The following is a 16,363-nucleotide window of genomic DNA, read 5'->3' as shown; positions in this document are numbered from 1 at the left end:
CGACACAAATTTGAGCTTTTCATCCATCTTCGTACTTTCATTCCACGGCATAGAGTGGTCCCTCCTATGCCAAAAACTGTAAAGTATGTGTCCGGTATAAAACGTAAACTATGTCTCGGGTAGGACAAAATACCAACCTTCGGGTTGGTATTTTTTTTGAGTGTTACTTTAAGTAACGGTTAGAAAGTATCTAAGCCTGTTAGCTAATACATCAATTTAATCAAGGCTCATCAAGGATTAATGCTTGGCATGTCGTTTAAAACGACATTAAACAACTTGTAATGAAGTTGTCATATCTCAGGATAACTATAAGAGGTCAAACTCTTAGTTAAGGGATGGGAATGCTATACCTTTTGCAAAACACAATTGCTTCCAGTATTCGACCAATGCGTCAATCTCTCAGGATTGTTCGGGCCACTTTAAATAGTGCGGCTAATCCATTTATTAATACTGAACTCCATAAATCCAATCTAGCTTGGTTAGATGTTATTGAGCAACTATCTGGCGCCCATCTAAAGCCAGAGTGGGATATCCATGAAACAGTTGTGAATGAAGAGCAGGTTGAGGTTATAGATGAAATTGTACTCAAGCGAACTTATTGCCAATTAGTGCATTTCAAAAAAGTAGCCACAAAATTACATCAACCAAAACTACTCATTGTTGCTCCCTATTCAGGGCATTTCGCGACCCTTTTGCGAGGTACCGTTGAGGCAATGCTACCGGAGCATGATGTTTACATTACTGATTGGTTAGATTGCAAGAACATTCCCACCAATCAAGATCGCTTTAATCTCAATGATTTTATAGACTACTTAATTGATTTCTTGCATTTCTTAGGCCCTAAGACCCATGTTTTAGCTGTGTGTCAGCCTACCGTAGCCGCCCTTGCAACTACTGCCATCATGTCAGATTGGGGTGATCGCTGTCAGCCATGCTCATTAACGCTGATCGCTGGACCGATTGATACTCGAGTAAATCCAACCAAGGTTAATGAGTTTGCAAAATCTCACGATCTAGAGTGGTTTGAGAAAAATTTGATTCAACCTGTGCCACCACCATTTTTAGGCATGGGCAGAAGGGTTTATCCAGGTTTTTTACAGCTAAACAGTTTTATGGCCATGAATTCTGATCGTCATGCCATGTCTATTGATGCGATGCATGAGGCATTGGTTCGAGGTAATGAAGAAGAGGCTCACCGTCGTAAGGCTTTTTATGATGAATATCTCTCGGTGATGGATTTAACTGAGGAGTTTTATCTTCAAACCATTAAAGAAGTCTTTCAAGACCACTCTTTGCCTCAAGGAAAGATGATGAGCCGTTGGCACCAGGTGGATACCAAACATATTCGTAAAAGCTATTTGATGGTCATAGAAGGTGAAGAGGACGATATTTGTGGGGTTGGTCAAACGAAGGCGGCGTTTGATATCACGCCAAATTTACCTGAAAGACATAAACGCTACGAGTTGATTCAAGGAGTAGGGCATTACGGTACTTTTAATGGCGGAGTCTTCCGGCGCTCTATTGCACCAATGATTACCCAATTTATTCAAGATGCTGACCAGCACCATGAAGTAACAGTTTCACCTTCCCAAGTAACTACAACAGGAGACCAATCATGACCTTAAACCATTTTGGTGGATCAGGACAGACATCAGGGCAAATGAACCACATGAAAACTATGGAGGGTTTTTATAGTTTGATGATGCCTATTTGGGCTGTAACGAGCAATTCTTTTGAAAATCAAAAAAAATTACACGAAGAATTAATTGAGTTAATGCAAGAAGCCAACGAGCGGGTTACTGACAGAGTAGTTGAAGCGGTTGATCATAGTAAGCCCAATGAATTGATGGCCGCCATGACTATTGCCTGTCAAGCGTTTGGACAAACGAACCTAACCATTTATAACGCAATGGCTGAGCAACATCATCAGTTCGTGGAGAGCTTTTTGCAAATGATTGATAAAGGGCATCAGCAGATTTATAAAGATGCCAGCCAGATATAAAAGTTGTCAGAGTGGTTGTAGTTTTTAGAGAGTGCAAGATAACCTAAACTTCGTCTCTAACAGCGATCCGTCCGTGAGTATCAAGATCAGACTCATCAACTTCTAGCCAATCATCTTGAATCACTGTTGCGCCCTCTAAATGCTCGATATATTCTCGAATGGCATAGTAGGGTGCAACATGAACATGATCATCATCTTGATGGTCCCAGACTTTGTAGCGAAAGACAGTTAATTTCATTTGATGTAGTCCTAAATTAAGCCTGAGAAATTAGGCAAGAAACACAAAGAACATTAAAGCCTAATCTTCCAAATCCTCGCTGCTGTCATCAACTCTATATTCCACTTTAATTTTTTTTAGCACCGGATGCAAAAGTGCATTTGCATCCTTAGTAGATGGGTCAGTTAAATCGCAGTAGCCATAAAAGGGAATAGGCTCTTTTTCAACAAGTTTGCGATCTTCGGTAGTAAAGGTAGTCATTAAGCTCTCCCTAAATTAATCAGATATGGTTACCTATGGGCTGTTAGAGCAAGCTGAGGAGACCGGAAAGGAGCAGAATTGCTCTTCATCTCCCATAAGTAGATCTCATTTTGGATTTGTGAATATGACAAATCTATCGCTAGAAAAAATATTTACGGATAAATTTTAAGAGGTGAAATTGTCATATTTGGGCTTGATTTATAGGATTCAAATGTGACAAAGACAGTTAGAAAGTTCATAAAGATGTCATATGAAAGGTAGAGCATCTCAGTCAAGTTCAATTACAAATTGAAGGAGATAGAAAATGCTAGATAAAAACCTAGGCGACAAAGTTATCGACTTAAGAAGAATGTCAGCTGAGTATTATCAAAAGGCGGCATGGAATCAATTGTTAGCCTTAGATAACTACAGAGAGAAGAACTTTGAAGCATCAGAGCGTTTTGCACAGTTGTCATTTGAGGATCAGATGGCGGCGATGGAGTATGCAGAGTTAGCGGATGCCGAAACTTCTTTGCATCTTGAGTTAGAGCTAGAGGAATAAACGACGTCAGAATTGTGTTAAACAGTATTTAAAACATTAACCTAAACCTACCTAGATTCAGGTGCGATATAGGGAGCGGGTTTCGTGGCTTCAGATGGCGAGGCTTGGAGTTGGGCGGTATTGACACCCGTTTGTCGATTTACCCGACTAATTATTGGTAGCTATATTGGTAGGGAAAGAGCTTGGCTAACAAGTTATGCTGAGCCGTCATTTGCTCTTTAAGGTAAGTGAATGGGGTAGGTGGAAGCAAGATAAGATCGGCTTGTGAATCGCCCATCATATTTCTAACTTTGAGATCATGCTTTTGGCAAAGGCGTTTTATGGCACTATTGCGTTCAATACAATGCATATATAGGTCGGTATAAAAACGATTGCGAGCCCATGTGATGGCTTGATCCATCATCGTATTTGCGATTCCTTGCCTACGATGAAGCATTGCAACGATCACGCCAAATTCAACAGCTTTAGTATGGGTTGCTATATGGATCGTGCCAACCCATTGATGTTTTATTTTGGCTATCAAAAAATGATTCTGTTGATCATTTTGAGAAAATTTCTCCACCAAGTTATCAATTGCTTCTGGGCCTAAGGCGCAGCCAAAATATTCGTTAATAGTCTCTGGATCTTGGGCTTTTAACCAAGATCCGTATTCTTCAAACTGATTCCCGCTAAGAAATTCAGTCGTCAGCATGTTGTTACTCAATGTGACTATGCTTGCTGTAATACTTGGCTTGCTCTAATCTAGCCTCAATCCAAGCATCATAAAGATTCAAAAATGCTTGCTGAACTACTTTTAACGCTTGCAAACCCTTGGAAGGGATATATTTCTCTAAATCGCTGCTGATGGATTGGTTACCAAAAACTTGATTAAAGAGGCTCAATAATTGTGTCATTTAAAGCTCCTTATCTAAAATGTATTAGGGTTAATACTTAGTTAGATTAACACCTTTGCAAGTATGTTGCATGACAGCAAAGTACTTTTTGGTAATTAAAAGGTTTTAAATGTGTACCTATTTTCATCATTTGTAGTCAAGTCATCATAAAAGCTAAAAATGCCCCAAAAAGGATCAAAGCTGCACCAATCGGAGATAATGAAACGCTTCACATTAAGATGAATTGTTCCGTTAAAACAAAAAGAGGCATCAAATGAGTGCACTAAAAGAGACTATCGAGAAATTGCAGAAAACTGGAGCGGTTAGTTTGTCTGACTTAAAGACTCTTAAATTAAAAGAGCTAGAAGCTCTTTCAGAAGAAATCCAATACTGGTGTCTATATGGAAACGGCAAGCCTGAGAAATTAGGCAAGAAACATAAAGAGCATTAAAGAGTACGTGGAGGCGGAAACCTAGAATCGAACTAGGGTATTGAGATTTGCAATCTCAAGCATTGCCACTCTGCCATTCCGCCATAAGCAAAAAAGCCATCTCTCGGATGGCTTTTCAACATGAACTGCGTTGTTAGGTTGTCAAGCACATTATTAGCACAGTAGCAGTTATGGCAATACCAGATAAGGTCAAATAGGTGCCTAGTCCTGGAGTATGAAACAGAATATCTTTATTCATGGCTCACCCCAACTTGTTTTTTAATATTTACAGGCTCATCAAAATTAAATAAGAAATTATTTTGACTTTGTCTGAGATGTCTAATGATCATGCGATCTTTTAAACGATCTTCGGGTTCTAGTTTTCTGCTAATGCGAGTAAGTTCAGATGGTTCAGTATTGCCTTCCTGCTCTTGCATGGCTAATCTCCTTTGTGAATGATTTAAAGTGCTACATTCCCAAGAAAATCTCCTTGGGAAATCATTTAACAGCTATCACATGAATTTTCAATGGCACTTTTATGACAAAAAACGAGATATTTTTTGTAGTGCTAGAGGTCTTTATTGGGTGCGGAGGTGAGCAATAATTCACCATGTAGAAATTCTGAAGTCTTCATAATTATTTTGTCTAAAAGAGTTGTCATATTCTTTTTGTAAAATCGCAATATGCAATTAAAAGTGTTTGACAGTTTTTTAGCCAAAACAGTTCTTGATGATGATGTGATTGGTCTGACGCCCTTGAAGGCGGGAATGTACCTAATTAAGGCTATAGAAGATGAGCAGTTTGAGGTTACTAAATCGAAGGCAACTATCTGCTACCTAACAAGCGAGCAGCTTGAACAAGTCATTAAATCCCATATAGCAGTGGTTATCAATGAGTAAGATCATAAATAGAGCCACTTTGAAGCAATAGGTTGATGATTTATGACAAATATAGAAAAACGATTTCCTATAAAACTAAGCCCTTGGTTTGTAGCGTTATTGCTTTTAAGTAGCCCGCTAGGATTTGCGCAAGAAATTCAGTTCGGGGTCAGGCCCTATTATCTAATCGATGCTATGAAAGATGGGCCCTTAAAAAGTCAGTTAAAAAGCTGTACTGGGATTACTCCCCATCGATCTTCATTTTCAATTGCTCACCGTGGCGCTCCTTTAGAGTTTCCCGAGCATACAGTGCAGTCTAATAAAGCAGCCGCATTGATGGGGGCTTGTATTTTTGAATGTGATGTCACTTTTACTAAAGATAAGCAGTTGGTTTGCCGTCACGCACAAAATGATTTGCAAGGAACAACTAATATTTTATTAACCAACTTACGAGAGAAGTGTACGAAGCCTTTTACTCCGGCAAATGGCACCGAGCCTGCGCTAGCTGAGTGTCGAACGACTGATATCACTCTAGAAGAATTTAAAACTCTGCGTGGCAAGATGGACGGATTTAATAAAAACGCCCAGAATATTCAATCCTACATGGCAGGTACACCATCTTGGAGGACCGAATTGTACTCCGAGGCAGGCGGCACTTTATTAACGCATCAGGAGTCTATTGCTTTATTTAAACAATTTGGCGGTAAATTTACTCCTGAATTAAAAGAGGCGGTTGTGCCAATGCCCTATATAGGTTTTACCCAAGAGCAATATGCACAAGCGCTGATTAATGAATATAAGCAGGCTGGTGTTTCTCCTAAAGATGTTTTTCCACAGTCATTTAATTTGAATGATGTGTTTTACTGGGTTCAGAATGAACCAGAGTTTGGAAAGCAGGCAATTTATTTGGACGGCAGATATGAGCAGAAAGGGTTCAATGCGGCTCAGCCTGAAATGTTGAAACCAAGCATGCAAGAGCTCTATGCTAAAGGAGTGCGTTACATCGCTCCCCCTATATGGGTTTTGTTGACAACTAGCAGCAATGGAGAAATTATTCCATCGGCTTACGCTAAAGCGGCAAAAGATGCGGGTTTAAATATCATTACTTGGTCATTAGAGCGTGATGGACCAATGAATAAAGGTGGAGCTTGGTATCACCAGTCTATTAAAGCGGCAATTTATGGCGATGGGCAAATCTATGAGGTTTTAGATGTGCTTGCCAGGCAAGTTGGTGTCAAGGGGGTATTTTCAGATTGGCCTGCAACAGTTACTTACTATGCTAACTGTATGGGAATTGATTAAGGATGGGGCAATAGCATCAATTTGCAAAACTCTGACATCCTGAATATTCAATTTTAAATGCCCTAATTTCGTTCAATTCCTGATTTGTCACGCTATTTACATATTCCTTGGTCAAGCTGAAGAATCTTGTTATTAATTAGATTCCCTGTGGGGTAGAAGGGGTAGTAAATGCCTTCAGTGAAAGATTGTCTTGCAACTAAAACCAATGTTTTGTACACAGTTGCGCCTACTGAACATGTAGCTAGGGCTTTGGAAAAGATGCGAGATCATCATGTTCGAGCTATCTTCGTCATCGAGCAAACAAAGTTGGTGGGAATTCTCACTCAGCAAGATGGTGCTATCAAAGTTTGTTTAGGTGGCCATGATCCACAAAAAGTCTTGGTAAAAGATTTTATGAGTACCAATCTTTTAAAGGTCACTTTAGAGGACACATTAGAGCAGTGCATGGAATTAATGACTGCCAACAGCATCCGCCATCTACCAGTAATTGAAGATAATGAATTGATCGGCGTGGTTTCCATTGGCGATATAGTGAAAGAGACTCTAAAGCACAAAGTGGGTACTATTAACTTCTTATCGCGTTATATCAAAGAGTGGGATAACAGTCCTAAATAAATTACATTTTATGCTGACTGAACTGAAAAGCCCTCATCAGAAATAGTAGGCTTATTCTTTAGAGTCATATAAATAGGCCTCTAGATCGCATTTACCAGACATTTTTAAGTGACACGGATTCGTCATAATTCATTGCCATATTAATAAGATGGAATCCTCTATCCTCGCAGTTGCAGAGCTATATCAAATCAAGGGTGATCTTCACTACGATGGTGAGGGTGTTTCTCAATTGGCTCATGCTTGGCAGTGCGGTCAACTTGCAAAAGACGAAGGTGCAGGCCCTCAATTGCAATTAGCAGCTTGGTTGCATGACATTGGACATCTTTTATCTAAAAAAGAAGGTACCCCTACTAGCTATGGATTCGATGATCAGCATGAGCAAATTGGTGGAAATTATCTAGCTAGACTTTTTTCTGAAGAAGTCAGTCGCCCAGTGCTGATGCATGTTTTAGCTAAGCGATACCTAGTAACTACTTATCCTGAGTATCGCAAATCCCTGTCTCCCGATTCAGTTAGAAGTCTAGTCCTTCAGGGTGGTGCAATGACACAAGAAGAGTGCATTGAATTTATGGCCCTCCCTTTTTCAAATAATGCAATTTCATTACGCATGTGGGATGAGTCCGGGAAAAAATCTGATATGAAGATGCCTGCTAAAGCAGATGTGATAAATGAATTATTACAACTGGCTGAGGAGTGTCGATGAGTAGCGTAATGACGCTAAAAGTAGCAAACAAGACCTTCTTCTCCAATGGGAAGAAGACTCAAGCATTGTGTAATGTCGCTATTGATGTTGCTGCTGGTGAAAGAGTTGCTTTGTTAGGGGCATCTGGCTCTGGAAAATCTACCCTTATTCGGGCTATTTGTGGCTTGGAGGTTCTAGATAAAGGTAGTGGCGAATTAATCATTAATGGCCGTGAACTGCAATGCAATGGTCATTTGTCTAAAAATGTTCGGCATATTAGAAATGAAATTGGCGTTATCTTTCAGCAGTTCAATTTAGTTAATCAATTAGATGTGATTACTAATGTCCTCATTGGTATTTGTCCGCAAAAAAATATTTTCGAGATTGTATGTAGACACTTTTCACTAGAAGAAAAAGCAAAAGCATTGGATGCACTTGATAAGGTTGGTTTAGCTGATTTTGCTTATCAGAGGTCGTCAACTTTGTCTGGTGGCCAGCAGCAAAGAGTAGCTATCGCTAGGGCATTGATAAAGGGCGCAAGTATTTTATTAGCAGACGAGCCAGTAGCGTCACTTGACCCCGAGTCTTCCAGAAAGGTAATGGAAACAATAGTCAATTTATCTCAAAAATTAGGGCTGACTTTGATAACAAGCTTGCATCAGATTCCTGTGGCTAAGAAATATTGTGAAAGAGCTATTGCCTTAAATAAAGGCGCTGTGGTTTTCGACGGTCCAACTAAAGAGTTGACTGCGGCCATGCTAGCAAATTTATATGGATCTGATTTGGAGGATCTAGAAATGGATGATGATTTTTCTTTCAGCAAAGATGTTGTCATTCTGGGGCCAAAACTTACAGTAGTTCAATAGGTATTTTTTTATTGGGAGATTGAAATGAAGTTAAGCAAAATACTTTTAGTAGGATTAATGGCTTTATTCGTAAGCTTGGTGCAAGCTAAAGAAATCAGTTTTGGGGTGATCTCAACAGATTCTGCGTCTGCACAAAGGGATCGTTGGGAACCATTTTTCAGAGATATGGAAAAGCAGACTGGACTAACAATTAAATCATTTTATGCGCCAGATTACGCAGGAGTAATTGAGGCGATGCGCTTTAATAAAGTCCAGGTAGCTTGGTTTGGAAATAAAGCTGCAATGGAGGCTGTTGATCGCGCTAGTGGTGAAGTATTTGCGCAAGTAGTTTTTGCTGATGGTGCAGTAGGGTATACATCCTATTTAATTACTCAAAAAGATTCTCCATACAACAATGTGGACGATGTAATTAAAAATGGTAAGAGTATTAATTTTGGCATTGGAGATCCGAATTCAACTTCTGGATTCTTAGTTCCGACCTATTACATCTTTTCTAAGCGAAACATTGAAGCAAGAGATACCTTCAAGACTGTTCGAAATGCCAGCCATGGGGCTAATCTTCAGGCAATTCTTGCCAAACAGCTTGATGTTGCAACTAACAATTCCGAAGAAATTGATCGCTTAGCAGCAACTAAACCTGAGGCAGTGCAAGAGGTCAAGATCATTTGGAAGAGTCCATTAATTCCTAGCGACCCATTTGTATGGCGCACAGATTTAGATAAAGACACAAAAGAGAAATTGAAAAAGTTTGTCTATAACTATGCTAAGACAAATCCAGATGAAAAGGCTGTGCTTAAGAATATCTATAACTATGGCGGATTTAGACCCTCTACAAATGCACAGTTGAATCCGATTCGTCAGTTGGAGTTGTTTAAAGACTTACGTAAGGTTGAGTCAGACACCACGATTAGCGATGCTGAAAAAGCCAAAAAAGTTACTGAAATCAATGAGGCTTTGGCTAAGATCAAATGAGCGAATTAGTTTCAGAGCTTTCATTAGATCGAGCTAAAGCCCGAGCTTTCGAAGAGAGGCATGGCCTATCCTATTACATAGGGTGGGCCCTGTTCTTTTTAGTATTAGCTTGGGCCTGGCAGGGTGCAGAAATGCGCCCCTTGGATCTCGTTAAAGATTCTGGAAATATGAGTAAATATGCCGCAGATTTTTTCCCGCCAAATTTCAAGGATTGGAAGCTCTATGTAGCGGAAATGCTAGTTACGGTACAGATTGCAATTTGGGGAACTTTGCTCGCAATCTTGGCTGCGATCCCTCTGGGCTTACTAAGTGCATCAAATGTAGTGGGCCCATGGGTATATCAACCTGTTCGTCGTCTCATGGATGCTCTACGTGCTATCAATGAAATGGTATTTGCTATGTTGTTTATTGTGGCAGTGGGCTTAGGCCCCTTTGCGGGTGTGCTTGCATTATTTGTGCACACCACTGGAACATTGGCTAAATTATTTTCAGAAGCTGTTGAAGCTGTGGATCCTAGACCTATTGAAGGGATTAGGGCAACTGGTGCCCACCCTATGGCTGAAATTGTGTATGGGATATTGCCTCAAGTAATGCCTTTATGGGTTTCCTATTCCCTATATCGTTTTGAGTCTAACGTGCGCTCTGCGTCCGTCGTTGGTATGGTTGGCGCAGGGGGTATTGGAGTCATTTTGTACGAAGTGATACGCGGGTTTCAGTACTCCCAAACTTGCGCAGTTTTGATTATCCTGATTGGTACGGTAACAATTATTGATTTGATTTCTTCCTATTTAAGGAAGCTTGTTATTTAACTAATGTCTAAGCCCAGTATTTATTTTGGTGCCGGATCTATTCTGGAGTTAGGCGATCTTTATCCTGATCGTGAGTTTCATATTTTGCGCATTCCAGAAATTTCCAATGTAGATATGAAAAAGATCCGATCTTCCTTGAAAGGTAGAATCGTTTCTGAAATCATCTATCAAAAAGGCATGCCAGATATTCAGAGTGTTCAAGAACTTCATTATGATTTTTGGAGCCAAGTAAATTACGAAAATTCTGTGCTACTTGGAATTGGTGGCGGTAGTTTGATGGACACGGCTAAAGTACTGCGGTTCAAGCCTGATGGTCATGATTGGTTAAGTAGGCATCTAGATGTATCTATAGAAGATCCGACCTTTACAAAAATGCCTTTATTGCTGGCTTCAACAACTTCAGGTACGGGCAGTGAAGTTACTCCCACTGCAACTATCTGGGATTTTGTAGAGCAGCGTAAGCATTCCTTTTTTGGCCCCCAAGTTTTAGCTAATGTGGCAATTGCTGATCCACAGCTTTGTGTTGGGGCTCCCTGGATTATTTCGCGTGATGCTGCAATTGATGCTCTTTCGCACGCATTAGAGGCGATTTGGAATAGAAATAGGACTGAAGAAACCACCAATCTTGCTATTTTTGCAGCAAAGAAAATCTGTCATTATTTACCCCTTCTTCGGGATGAGCTGGATAATCTAGAGTTTCGTGAGCAGCTCTCAGAAGCCGCCTTATCAGCTGGTTTAGCTATGGCTAAAACGCAAACGGCGCTAGCACATGCATTGTCATATTCTGAAACACTGACAAGTCAAAAAAGTCATGGGCAATCTTGTGCTTATTGGCTCCCTTATGTATGGCAATTATTAATCCAAAGTAATTGCGGTTCTGACGTTTTAGCCTTCATAGATCAAGCCATTGGTAAGAGCTTTGCAACACCGACACAGATGTATGAATGGCTACTTGATTTGGGATTTTTAGTACACCCACCGCTAGAGCGTGATAAAACTGTAGAAGAACGAGTCAACATGGTTAGGTTTTCTGCTCGAGGAAAAAACTTTGCGGGATTTAGCTTTAATGACGAATAAAAATTATGACCTACTTGTAGTGGGCTCTGGCATTGTGGGCTTAGCTCATGCCTATGAGGCTAAAAAAAGAGGGTTATCAGTGGCGATTGTTGAGCAAAATGCAAGCTGCACTGGCGCCTCTATCCGCAATTTTGGTTTTGTCACGGTCTCTGGACAAAGTAGTCGGGATACATGGCGAAGGGCAGTGTACTCAGCGCAAGTATGGCGAGAGTTGGCAGCTTTGGCTGGCATCAAAATATTACATCAGGGGACTTGGATTTTATGTCAACGCCCTGAGGCAGTTGAGGTTGCTCAAGCATTTCTTAGAACCCCCATGGGTGCTGACTGCAAATACTATCCACAGGCAAGTTATTTAAATTTAGAATCTTTAGGATTTACTAATACTGGTAGTCTTCATTTGGAAAATTCATTAGGTCTTTTATATAGCCCCCATGAATTTAGAGTTGAATCTAAAGAGGCGATTCCTCAGTTAGCAAGTTATTTACAAAATGAAATGGGCGTCGATTTTTATTGGAAGACTGAGGTCTTATCAATCGAGGGAACATCTGTTCATACTTCGAATAATCGCTTGAATGCAGAAAAAATTGTGATGTGTCCTGGCGCTCAATTGACTGGTATAGCGAAACCATATATTGAGAAGCACGATTTAAAGCTATGCACCCTTCAAATGCTCAGAGTCAAAGTTCAGGATGGCTTCGTCTTGCCGGGTAGCGTCATGACAGATAACAGCTTGGCAAGATACCTGGGATGGTCAGAGTTGCCTGAAGCAAAAGTGCTTCAGGATCGCATCGCAAAAGAAATGCCTGAATATATCAAAGAAGGAATTCATCTCATTGTTGTGCAAAGTGCAGATGGTAGCTTAGTGGTAGGCGATTCTCATCACTATGGATCTTCTGAAGATGTATTTGCAAGCGAAAGAATTGAGAAATTGATAATCGAATTAATGTATCGGGTTTTAAACATCACAGAGCATGCAGTAGTAGAACGTTGGACGGGGGTATATCCATCCACAAATGCATATGATGCATTGATTGAAAAAGTATCTTCAACAATGAGAGTTGCAATAGTGAGCAGTGGAACTGGGGCAAGTACAGCTTTTGGACTTGCAAAAGATAATTTTGACGAATGGTTGGGTTGATGATTAAAACTTCGGTTGAGGCAATTATTTTTGATTGGGCTGGTACAACAGTAGACTTTGGGAGCAGAGCCCCCATGGGGGCCTTTGTAAAATTATTTCAGTCGGAGGGCGTGGAGATGACAATCTCACAAGCTCGTATACCGATGGGAATTAATAAGTGGGACCATATCAATGCACTCTTAAACCTTCCAGAAATTAAATCGCAATGGATACGGATACATGGAAGACCTCATATCAGTGCTGATGTTGACCGACTTTTGGAAGTTTTTGTGCCAATGAATAAGGTGAGTATTCGAGAATGTGGTCAATTGATCCCTGGAATATCTGAGCTAACTAAAACACTCCGTGAACGCCATATTAAAATTGGCTCAACAACTGGATATACAAAAGAACTCTTGGATATATTGGTACCAATCGCTAAGGAGCAAGGATACGAGGCTGATGTTCTTTCCTACTCAGGAGATACTCCATTAGGCAGACCATCAGCTCAAATGATGCATAAATGTGCCCTGCAACTAGGCTTGGACAACCCACTTTCATTTATTAAGGTGGATGACACACTGCCAGGAATTGAGGAGGGCAAAGCCTTTGGTTGTTGGACGGTGGGAGTAGCGGTTAGCGGTAATGTACTTGGTTTATCTCTTGAGGAGTTGAATGCGCTACCAAGAGAAGAATCTGAGTATCTCAAGGATTCGGCAAGAGGAAAAATGAAAGAAATGCAGCCTGATTATGTGATTGATTCCGTTGCAGATTTATTGCCTTTGGTTGATAAAATTAATAGACGCTTAGATTTGGGTGAAAAGCCAATCTCCCTCTAGATAATTAGAAGAAGAAAAAAAGTAACTCAAGAGTGGCTTTGTATTATTGATTGGGCAAGATTCGAGTTCCTTAAGCGTTACTTAAAGTAACGCTTGTTAAGATCGCTTACCTATGCTAATATGCATGAAATTTCAATAAAAAATCATGCAAAAAGAGCCAGTAAAACCATCCTTAAGTACATCGCCTGAAGTGCGCAATAGCGCATTGGGGAGACTTCGCTCGCACCTTAAGGGGGGTCATGTCTATAGAAGAGAGGATCTTTTAGGTGACTCCAATGCAGTTGACCGTCATTTAAAACAATTGGTTGATGCGGGTGATTTAGAAAAGCTGGCGCAAGGGCTGTATTACGCACCTAAGTCCTCCGCTTTTGGCAGAGTGCCTCCAAAAGACGAAGATTTAGTAGAGGCTTTTCTAAAAGACCAAGACTTTTTGCTGCTCTCGCCTAATAGCTATAACTCACTGGGCTTGGGAACAACTCAGCTCTATAACAAGACTGTGGTGTATAACCATAAACGCCATGGCGTCTTTAAATTAGGTAATAGAAGTTTTGAATTTCGGGTAAAACCGCGCTTTCCAAAAAAGCTGGATAAAGAATTCTTATTGGTGGATCTATTGAATAACCTAGATTCGCTTGCCGAGAATAAAGATGATGTATTGGCTAAGGCAGAGAAGCAGTTAAATAAGTTTGAAACTGCTAAATTGCAAAAAACAGTTAGTGCTTATGGGGCAGGGAGAACGAAGAAGCGGGTTTCATCTTGGTTGCGTGATACGCAGAGAGCGAGTACTTAGTGCTTTTGCATGAACATAAGGATTTCAAAGATCTGATTGCTACTGTATCAGACAATATGGGTATTGATCCCACATTGGTTGAAAAGGATTATTGGATCATGCATTGCCTTTGGGGATTGCAGCAACAAGGATTTACATTTGAATTGAAGGGCGGAACTTCATTATCCAAGGGGTTTGGATTAATCCATCGCTTTTCCGAAGATATTGATATCCGTATTGAGCCGCCAGCAGGCATGGATGTTAAGACGGGCAAAAATCAAGATAAAGAAGCGCACATAAAATCTCGATCTGATTATTACGATTGGGTTGCCAGTGAACTGAAGATTCTTGGTATACAAGATGTTGTGCGAGATCATGCATTTGATGACTCAGAAAAAATGCGCAGTGGTGGGGTCCGCTTAAATTACCAATCAATAATGCCATCGTTAGGTGGTTTAAAGGATGGTGTTTTATTAGAGTTAGGCTTTGACGATACGGCACCCAATGAGCCGGTAGATATTTCATCGTGGGCATACGATCATGCGATTAAGTATGTCAAAAACATTGATGACAATAGGGCCAAAAATGTCTCGTGTTACTTGCCTGAATATACTTTTGTAGAAAAACTGCAAACCATCTCTACGAAATATCGCCAATACAAAGATGGCAAAGGATTTCCTAAGAACTTCCTAAGGCATTACTACGACGTATATTGCTTATTAGATTATCCATCAGTGTTGGAATTTATTAAGACTGATAGGTATCAGACTAGGAAGGTAGAGCGTTTTCCCAAGTCCGATAACTTAATCATTTCTCAAAACCCAGCTTTTCTTCTGAGTGATTCGGAAGACCGAAAGTTGTTTGAATCAGAATATCAAAAAGTAACTAGCCTATATTACAAAGGCCAGCCAAATTTTCCTGATCTATTAAATCGGATTAGTCAGCATTTAAAGGTTTTGTAGGTATATCCATTTTGGAGCAACGAAGTGTTAGACGGTTGCTCCAAAAATCCTTTGATTTTGAAAACCAAAGAGTGATGTAGTATTAGATGGCGGCCACGTTAAATTAGCCATGCAAAAAGCTCACATACTGATAAATAGGCGACTTAACCTCTAGAAATCCTAGTACTTTTCTTTGGACGTCTGCTCTCATATTCTTTTGGTCCCAGGCTCAAGTCCTGGTGGTCCCGCCAGAAAAGCAAAACCCTCAACAGAAATGGTGCCGATACTGAATTGAATCTTCGATTTAATTATTCAAGACTTCTCAGCATGAAGTTTCTTTTTGCCTTAAGATATCAAGCAATCATGAAATTTTTTTGGAGAATTACGATGTTTGCTAAAACCACACTTAGCGTTCTTGCCTTTGGCATAGTATTAATTGGCTTGCTGCAATATTTCAGTAGCGGTGAGTATTTAGTTTTTGTGAGCGGCATGGTGCTATATTTCATGGTTGCTATTTCGGATAGCATTTGCAAGCTAATGAATAAATAATTCACTTAATTATTCATCGCTATACCAACTCTAAGGTTGGTATTTTTTTTGCGCACTTTTAGTTAAAACTTTCTGAGACCATTGGCTGCATAATGAGCCGATAGATTATTTACTAGGTGTTAGGGCTTGTAAAAGCGTAAAACAAAACTCATGATTTTGAGGACTTTTTAGCAATCCGCTTATTGATCTCTTTCAGCATTGCTTCATCAGGCTCGCTCCAATTGGCACCCACTTGATTTGCCATATAGACAACCGCAGAAGCGAATTCTGGAACGGATAGGTCTGGTTTTCCGCCTTTTGCCGGCATCGCTCTGACGCCGTGATAACCATCAGAAGTAATGTGTGCTTGACCCTCTTTAATTAACTTACCCCATTGCTTTTTATTGCCCACCATAGGAGCCTTATTTAGACCAGAGGCATGACAGCTCGAGCAAACAGCTTTATAGGTATCTTCACCGCTGGCTAGGCTCAGTAGGCTAAAAAAAGATAAGCTGAGAAATAGAAAATATTTCATTTTTAAGACTCATAAAGTTGGTTAATGTGAAATTAATAAGAAATTTATCTAAATTAGTAAAGATCTTAGGATAGTTGATTTCTAGATTATTGTCTTTTGGCCTGGCAAAG

General features: G+C 40.2%; 23 protein-coding genes and 1 tRNA gene. 17 read left to right on the top strand and 7 right to left on the bottom strand.

All coding sequences use genetic code 11. From position 1 onward, the window contains the following. The first annotated feature begins 341 nt into the window (after positions 1-341). Together phaZ and VC178_RS07100 are read left to right on the top strand one after the other, a co-directional pair. The gene (phaZ, locus tag VC178_RS07105) at positions 342-1,619 is read left to right on the top strand and encodes a polyhydroxyalkanoate depolymerase (protein WP_323482039.1); all 1,278 of its coding nucleotides are present in this window, start codon (positions 342-344) and stop codon (positions 1,617-1,619) included. Then, positions 1,616-2,002, top strand: a complete 387-nt coding sequence (locus VC178_RS07100) for a hypothetical protein (protein ID WP_323482038.1) — start codon at positions 1,616-1,618, stop codon at positions 2,000-2,002. The genes phaZ and VC178_RS07100 overlap by 4 nt, the downstream gene beginning before the upstream one ends. A 43-nt stretch (positions 2,003-2,045) precedes the next feature. On the opposite strand, the gene VC178_RS07095 is transcribed toward VC178_RS07100, so the two are convergent. Both VC178_RS07095 and VC178_RS07090 read right to left on the bottom strand, forming a co-directional pair. After that, positions 2,046-2,240 carry a hypothetical protein gene (locus tag VC178_RS07095; RefSeq protein ID WP_216178292.1) on the bottom strand — a complete coding sequence of 65 codons (195 nt, stop codon included), beginning with the start codon at positions 2,238-2,240 and terminating at the stop codon, positions 2,046-2,048. A gap of 60 nt (positions 2,241-2,300) precedes the next feature. Further along, positions 2,301-2,480 carry a hypothetical protein gene (locus VC178_RS07090; protein WP_215320586.1) on the bottom strand — a complete coding sequence of 60 codons (180 nt, stop codon included), beginning with the start codon at positions 2,478-2,480 and terminating at the stop codon, positions 2,301-2,303. A 304-nt stretch (positions 2,481-2,784) separates the two neighbouring features. On the opposite strand from VC178_RS07090, the gene VC178_RS07085 reads away from it, so the two are divergent. Next, complete coding sequence (locus VC178_RS07085) at positions 2,785-3,021, top strand: hypothetical protein (protein ID WP_096674812.1); 237 nt, start codon at positions 2,785-2,787, stop codon at positions 3,019-3,021. Positions 3,022-3,172: 151 nt separating this feature from the next. Here the strand turns inward: VC178_RS07085 and VC178_RS07080 are convergent, their stop codons facing one another. Together VC178_RS07080 and VC178_RS07075 are read right to left on the bottom strand one after the other, a co-directional pair. Continuing rightward, the gene (locus tag VC178_RS07080) at positions 3,173-3,712 is read right to left on the bottom strand and encodes a GNAT family N-acetyltransferase (RefSeq protein ID WP_323482037.1); all 540 of its coding nucleotides are present in this window, start codon (positions 3,710-3,712) and stop codon (positions 3,173-3,175) included. Positions 3,713-3,716: 4 nt separating this feature from the next. After that, entirely contained in the window at positions 3,717-3,914 is a 198-nt protein-coding gene (locus VC178_RS07075; protein WP_216178290.1) for a hypothetical protein, read from the bottom strand. A gap of 253 nt (positions 3,915-4,167) precedes the next feature. On the opposite strand from VC178_RS07075, the gene VC178_RS07070 reads away from it, so the two are divergent. Next, positions 4,168-4,344, top strand: coding sequence for a hypothetical protein (locus VC178_RS07070; RefSeq protein WP_215320584.1), 177 nt, complete (start codon positions 4,168-4,170; stop codon positions 4,342-4,344). 8 nt (positions 4,345-4,352) lie between these two features. Here the strand turns inward: VC178_RS07070 and VC178_RS07065 are convergent. Continuing rightward, positions 4,353-4,427: transfer RNA gene (locus tag VC178_RS07065), tRNA-Cys, on the bottom strand. A 147-nt stretch (positions 4,428-4,574) separates the two neighbouring features. Beyond that, positions 4,575-4,760: a hypothetical protein gene (locus tag VC178_RS07060; protein WP_215294227.1), complete on the bottom strand. Its 186-nt coding sequence runs from the start codon at positions 4,758-4,760 to the stop codon at positions 4,575-4,577. A gap of 246 nt (positions 4,761-5,006) precedes the next feature. Between VC178_RS07060 and VC178_RS07055 the strand changes: the two genes are divergently transcribed. The 13 genes from VC178_RS07055 (at position 5,007) to VC178_RS06995 (ending at position 15,739) form a co-directional block, all read left to right on the top strand. Beyond that, positions 5,007-5,222, top strand: coding sequence for a hypothetical protein (locus tag VC178_RS07055; RefSeq protein ID WP_323482036.1), 216 nt, complete (start codon positions 5,007-5,009; stop codon positions 5,220-5,222). Between the two features lie 174 nt (positions 5,223-5,396). Next, positions 5,397-6,503 carry a glycerophosphodiester phosphodiesterase family protein gene (locus VC178_RS07050; protein WP_323482035.1) on the top strand — a complete coding sequence of 369 codons (1,107 nt, stop codon included), beginning with the start codon at positions 5,397-5,399 and terminating at the stop codon, positions 6,501-6,503. A gap of 168 nt (positions 6,504-6,671) precedes the next feature. Further along, the gene (locus VC178_RS07045; RefSeq protein WP_216176237.1) at positions 6,672-7,118 is read left to right on the top strand and encodes a CBS domain-containing protein; all 447 of its coding nucleotides are present in this window, start codon (positions 6,672-6,674) and stop codon (positions 7,116-7,118) included. A gap of 148 nt (positions 7,119-7,266) precedes the next feature. Next, entirely contained in the window at positions 7,267-7,821 is a 555-nt protein-coding gene (locus VC178_RS07040; RefSeq protein ID WP_323482034.1) for a phosphohydrolase, read from the top strand. Beyond that, positions 7,818-8,666, top strand: coding sequence for a phosphonate ABC transporter ATP-binding protein (locus tag VC178_RS07035; RefSeq protein ID WP_323482033.1), 849 nt, complete (start codon positions 7,818-7,820; stop codon positions 8,664-8,666). The genes VC178_RS07040 and VC178_RS07035 overlap by 4 nt, the downstream gene beginning before the upstream one ends. Positions 8,667-8,723: 57 nt before the next feature. Next, a complete protein-coding gene (gene phnD, locus VC178_RS07030; RefSeq protein ID WP_323482032.1) occupies positions 8,724-9,638 on the top strand; it encodes a phosphonate ABC transporter substrate-binding protein in 915 nt (304 codons plus the stop codon). Next, positions 9,635-10,447, top strand: a complete 813-nt coding sequence (phnE, locus tag VC178_RS07025; RefSeq protein WP_323482031.1) for a phosphonate ABC transporter, permease protein PhnE — start codon at positions 9,635-9,637, stop codon at positions 10,445-10,447. The genes phnD and phnE overlap by 4 nt, the downstream gene beginning before the upstream one ends. Positions 10,448-10,450: 3 nt before the next feature. Beyond that, a complete protein-coding gene (locus tag VC178_RS07020; RefSeq protein WP_323482030.1) occupies positions 10,451-11,524 on the top strand; it encodes an iron-containing alcohol dehydrogenase in 1,074 nt (357 codons plus the stop codon). Further along, positions 11,514-12,662 carry a TIGR03364 family FAD-dependent oxidoreductase gene (locus tag VC178_RS07015; protein ID WP_323482029.1) on the top strand — a complete coding sequence of 383 codons (1,149 nt, stop codon included), beginning with the start codon at positions 11,514-11,516 and terminating at the stop codon, positions 12,660-12,662. The genes VC178_RS07020 and VC178_RS07015 overlap by 11 nt, the downstream gene beginning before the upstream one ends. After that, positions 12,650-13,480, top strand: coding sequence for a phosphonoacetaldehyde hydrolase (phnX, locus tag VC178_RS07010; protein WP_323482028.1), 831 nt, complete (start codon positions 12,650-12,652; stop codon positions 13,478-13,480). The genes VC178_RS07015 and phnX overlap by 13 nt, the downstream gene beginning before the upstream one ends. Positions 13,481-13,625: 145 nt before the next feature. After that, positions 13,626-14,270 (top strand): DUF6088 family protein, encoded by a 645-nt coding sequence (locus VC178_RS07005; protein ID WP_323482027.1) that lies wholly within the window; start codon positions 13,626-13,628, stop codon positions 14,268-14,270. Then, positions 14,270-15,211 carry a nucleotidyl transferase AbiEii/AbiGii toxin family protein gene (locus VC178_RS07000; protein ID WP_323482026.1) on the top strand — a complete coding sequence of 314 codons (942 nt, stop codon included), beginning with the start codon at positions 14,270-14,272 and terminating at the stop codon, positions 15,209-15,211. Before VC178_RS07005 ends, VC178_RS07000 begins: the two co-directional genes overlap by 1 nt. Positions 15,212-15,553: 342 nt before the next feature. Further along, the gene (locus VC178_RS06995) at positions 15,554-15,739 is read left to right on the top strand and encodes a hypothetical protein (RefSeq protein WP_323482025.1); all 186 of its coding nucleotides are present in this window, start codon (positions 15,554-15,556) and stop codon (positions 15,737-15,739) included. 148 nt (positions 15,740-15,887) lie between these two features. Here VC178_RS06995 and VC178_RS06990 read toward each other — a convergent pair whose 3' ends face one another. Continuing rightward, positions 15,888-16,253: a c-type cytochrome gene (locus VC178_RS06990; protein ID WP_216127655.1), complete on the bottom strand. Its 366-nt coding sequence runs from the start codon at positions 16,251-16,253 to the stop codon at positions 15,888-15,890. Positions 16,254-16,363: the final 110 nt, after the last annotated feature.

The sequence above is a fragment of the Polynucleobacter sp. AP-Sanab-80-C2 genome (assembly GCF_035012965.1).
Classification (GTDB): Bacteria; Pseudomonadota; Gammaproteobacteria; order Burkholderiales; family Burkholderiaceae; genus Polynucleobacter.
Note: the sequence above shows the minus strand (reverse complement) of the source record. Positions and strands in the feature narration are given on the sequence as shown.

Excerpts from the sequence above, each read along its gene's own strand:
- phnD (WP_323482032.1), top strand. The coding sequence starts at position 8,724 with ATGGCTTTATTCGTAAGCTTGGTGCAAGCTAAAGAAATCAGTTTTGGG.
- VC178_RS06990 (WP_216127655.1), bottom strand. The coding sequence starts at position 16,253 with ATGAAATATTTTCTATTTCTCAGCTTATCTTTTTTTAGCCTACTGAGC.
- VC178_RS07035 (WP_323482033.1), top strand. The coding sequence starts at position 7,818 with ATGAGTAGCGTAATGACGCTAAAAGTAGCAAACAAGACCTTCTTCTCC.
- VC178_RS07085 (WP_096674812.1), top strand. The coding sequence starts at position 2,785 with ATGCTAGATAAAAACCTAGGCGACAAAGTTATCGACTTAAGAAGAATG.
- VC178_RS07055 (WP_323482036.1), top strand. The coding sequence starts at position 5,007 with ATGCAATTAAAAGTGTTTGACAGTTTTTTAGCCAAAACAGTTCTTGAT.
- VC178_RS07015 (WP_323482029.1), top strand. The coding sequence starts at position 11,514 with ATGACGAATAAAAATTATGACCTACTTGTAGTGGGCTCTGGCATTGTG.
- VC178_RS07045 (WP_216176237.1), top strand. The coding sequence starts at position 6,672 with ATGCCTTCAGTGAAAGATTGTCTTGCAACTAAAACCAATGTTTTGTAC.
- VC178_RS07090 (WP_215320586.1), bottom strand. The coding sequence starts at position 2,480 with ATGACTACCTTTACTACCGAAGATCGCAAACTTGTTGAAAAAGAGCCT.
- VC178_RS07095 (WP_216178292.1), bottom strand. The coding sequence starts at position 2,240 with ATGAAATTAACTGTCTTTCGCTACAAAGTCTGGGACCATCAAGATGAT.
- phaZ (WP_323482039.1), top strand. The coding sequence starts at position 342 with ATGCTATACCTTTTGCAAAACACAATTGCTTCCAGTATTCGACCAATG.
- VC178_RS07020 (WP_323482030.1), top strand. The coding sequence starts at position 10,451 with ATGTCTAAGCCCAGTATTTATTTTGGTGCCGGATCTATTCTGGAGTTA.
- VC178_RS07060 (WP_215294227.1), bottom strand. The coding sequence starts at position 4,760 with ATGCAAGAGCAGGAAGGCAATACTGAACCATCTGAACTTACTCGCATT.
- VC178_RS07100 (WP_323482038.1), top strand. The coding sequence starts at position 1,616 with ATGACCTTAAACCATTTTGGTGGATCAGGACAGACATCAGGGCAAATG.
- phnE (WP_323482031.1), top strand. The coding sequence starts at position 9,635 with ATGAGCGAATTAGTTTCAGAGCTTTCATTAGATCGAGCTAAAGCCCGA.
- VC178_RS07040 (WP_323482034.1), top strand. The coding sequence starts at position 7,267 with ATGGAATCCTCTATCCTCGCAGTTGCAGAGCTATATCAAATCAAGGGT.
- VC178_RS07070 (WP_215320584.1), top strand. The coding sequence starts at position 4,168 with ATGAGTGCACTAAAAGAGACTATCGAGAAATTGCAGAAAACTGGAGCG.
- phnX (WP_323482028.1), top strand. The coding sequence starts at position 12,650 with ATGGTTGGGTTGATGATTAAAACTTCGGTTGAGGCAATTATTTTTGAT.
- VC178_RS07005 (WP_323482027.1), top strand. The coding sequence starts at position 13,626 with ATGCAAAAAGAGCCAGTAAAACCATCCTTAAGTACATCGCCTGAAGTG.
- VC178_RS07050 (WP_323482035.1), top strand. The coding sequence starts at position 5,397 with ATGAAAGATGGGCCCTTAAAAAGTCAGTTAAAAAGCTGTACTGGGATT.
- VC178_RS06995 (WP_323482025.1), top strand. The coding sequence starts at position 15,554 with ATGAAATTTTTTTGGAGAATTACGATGTTTGCTAAAACCACACTTAGC.
- VC178_RS07080 (WP_323482037.1), bottom strand. The coding sequence starts at position 3,712 with ATGCTGACGACTGAATTTCTTAGCGGGAATCAGTTTGAAGAATACGGA.
- VC178_RS07075 (WP_216178290.1), bottom strand. The coding sequence starts at position 3,914 with ATGACACAATTATTGAGCCTCTTTAATCAAGTTTTTGGTAACCAATCC.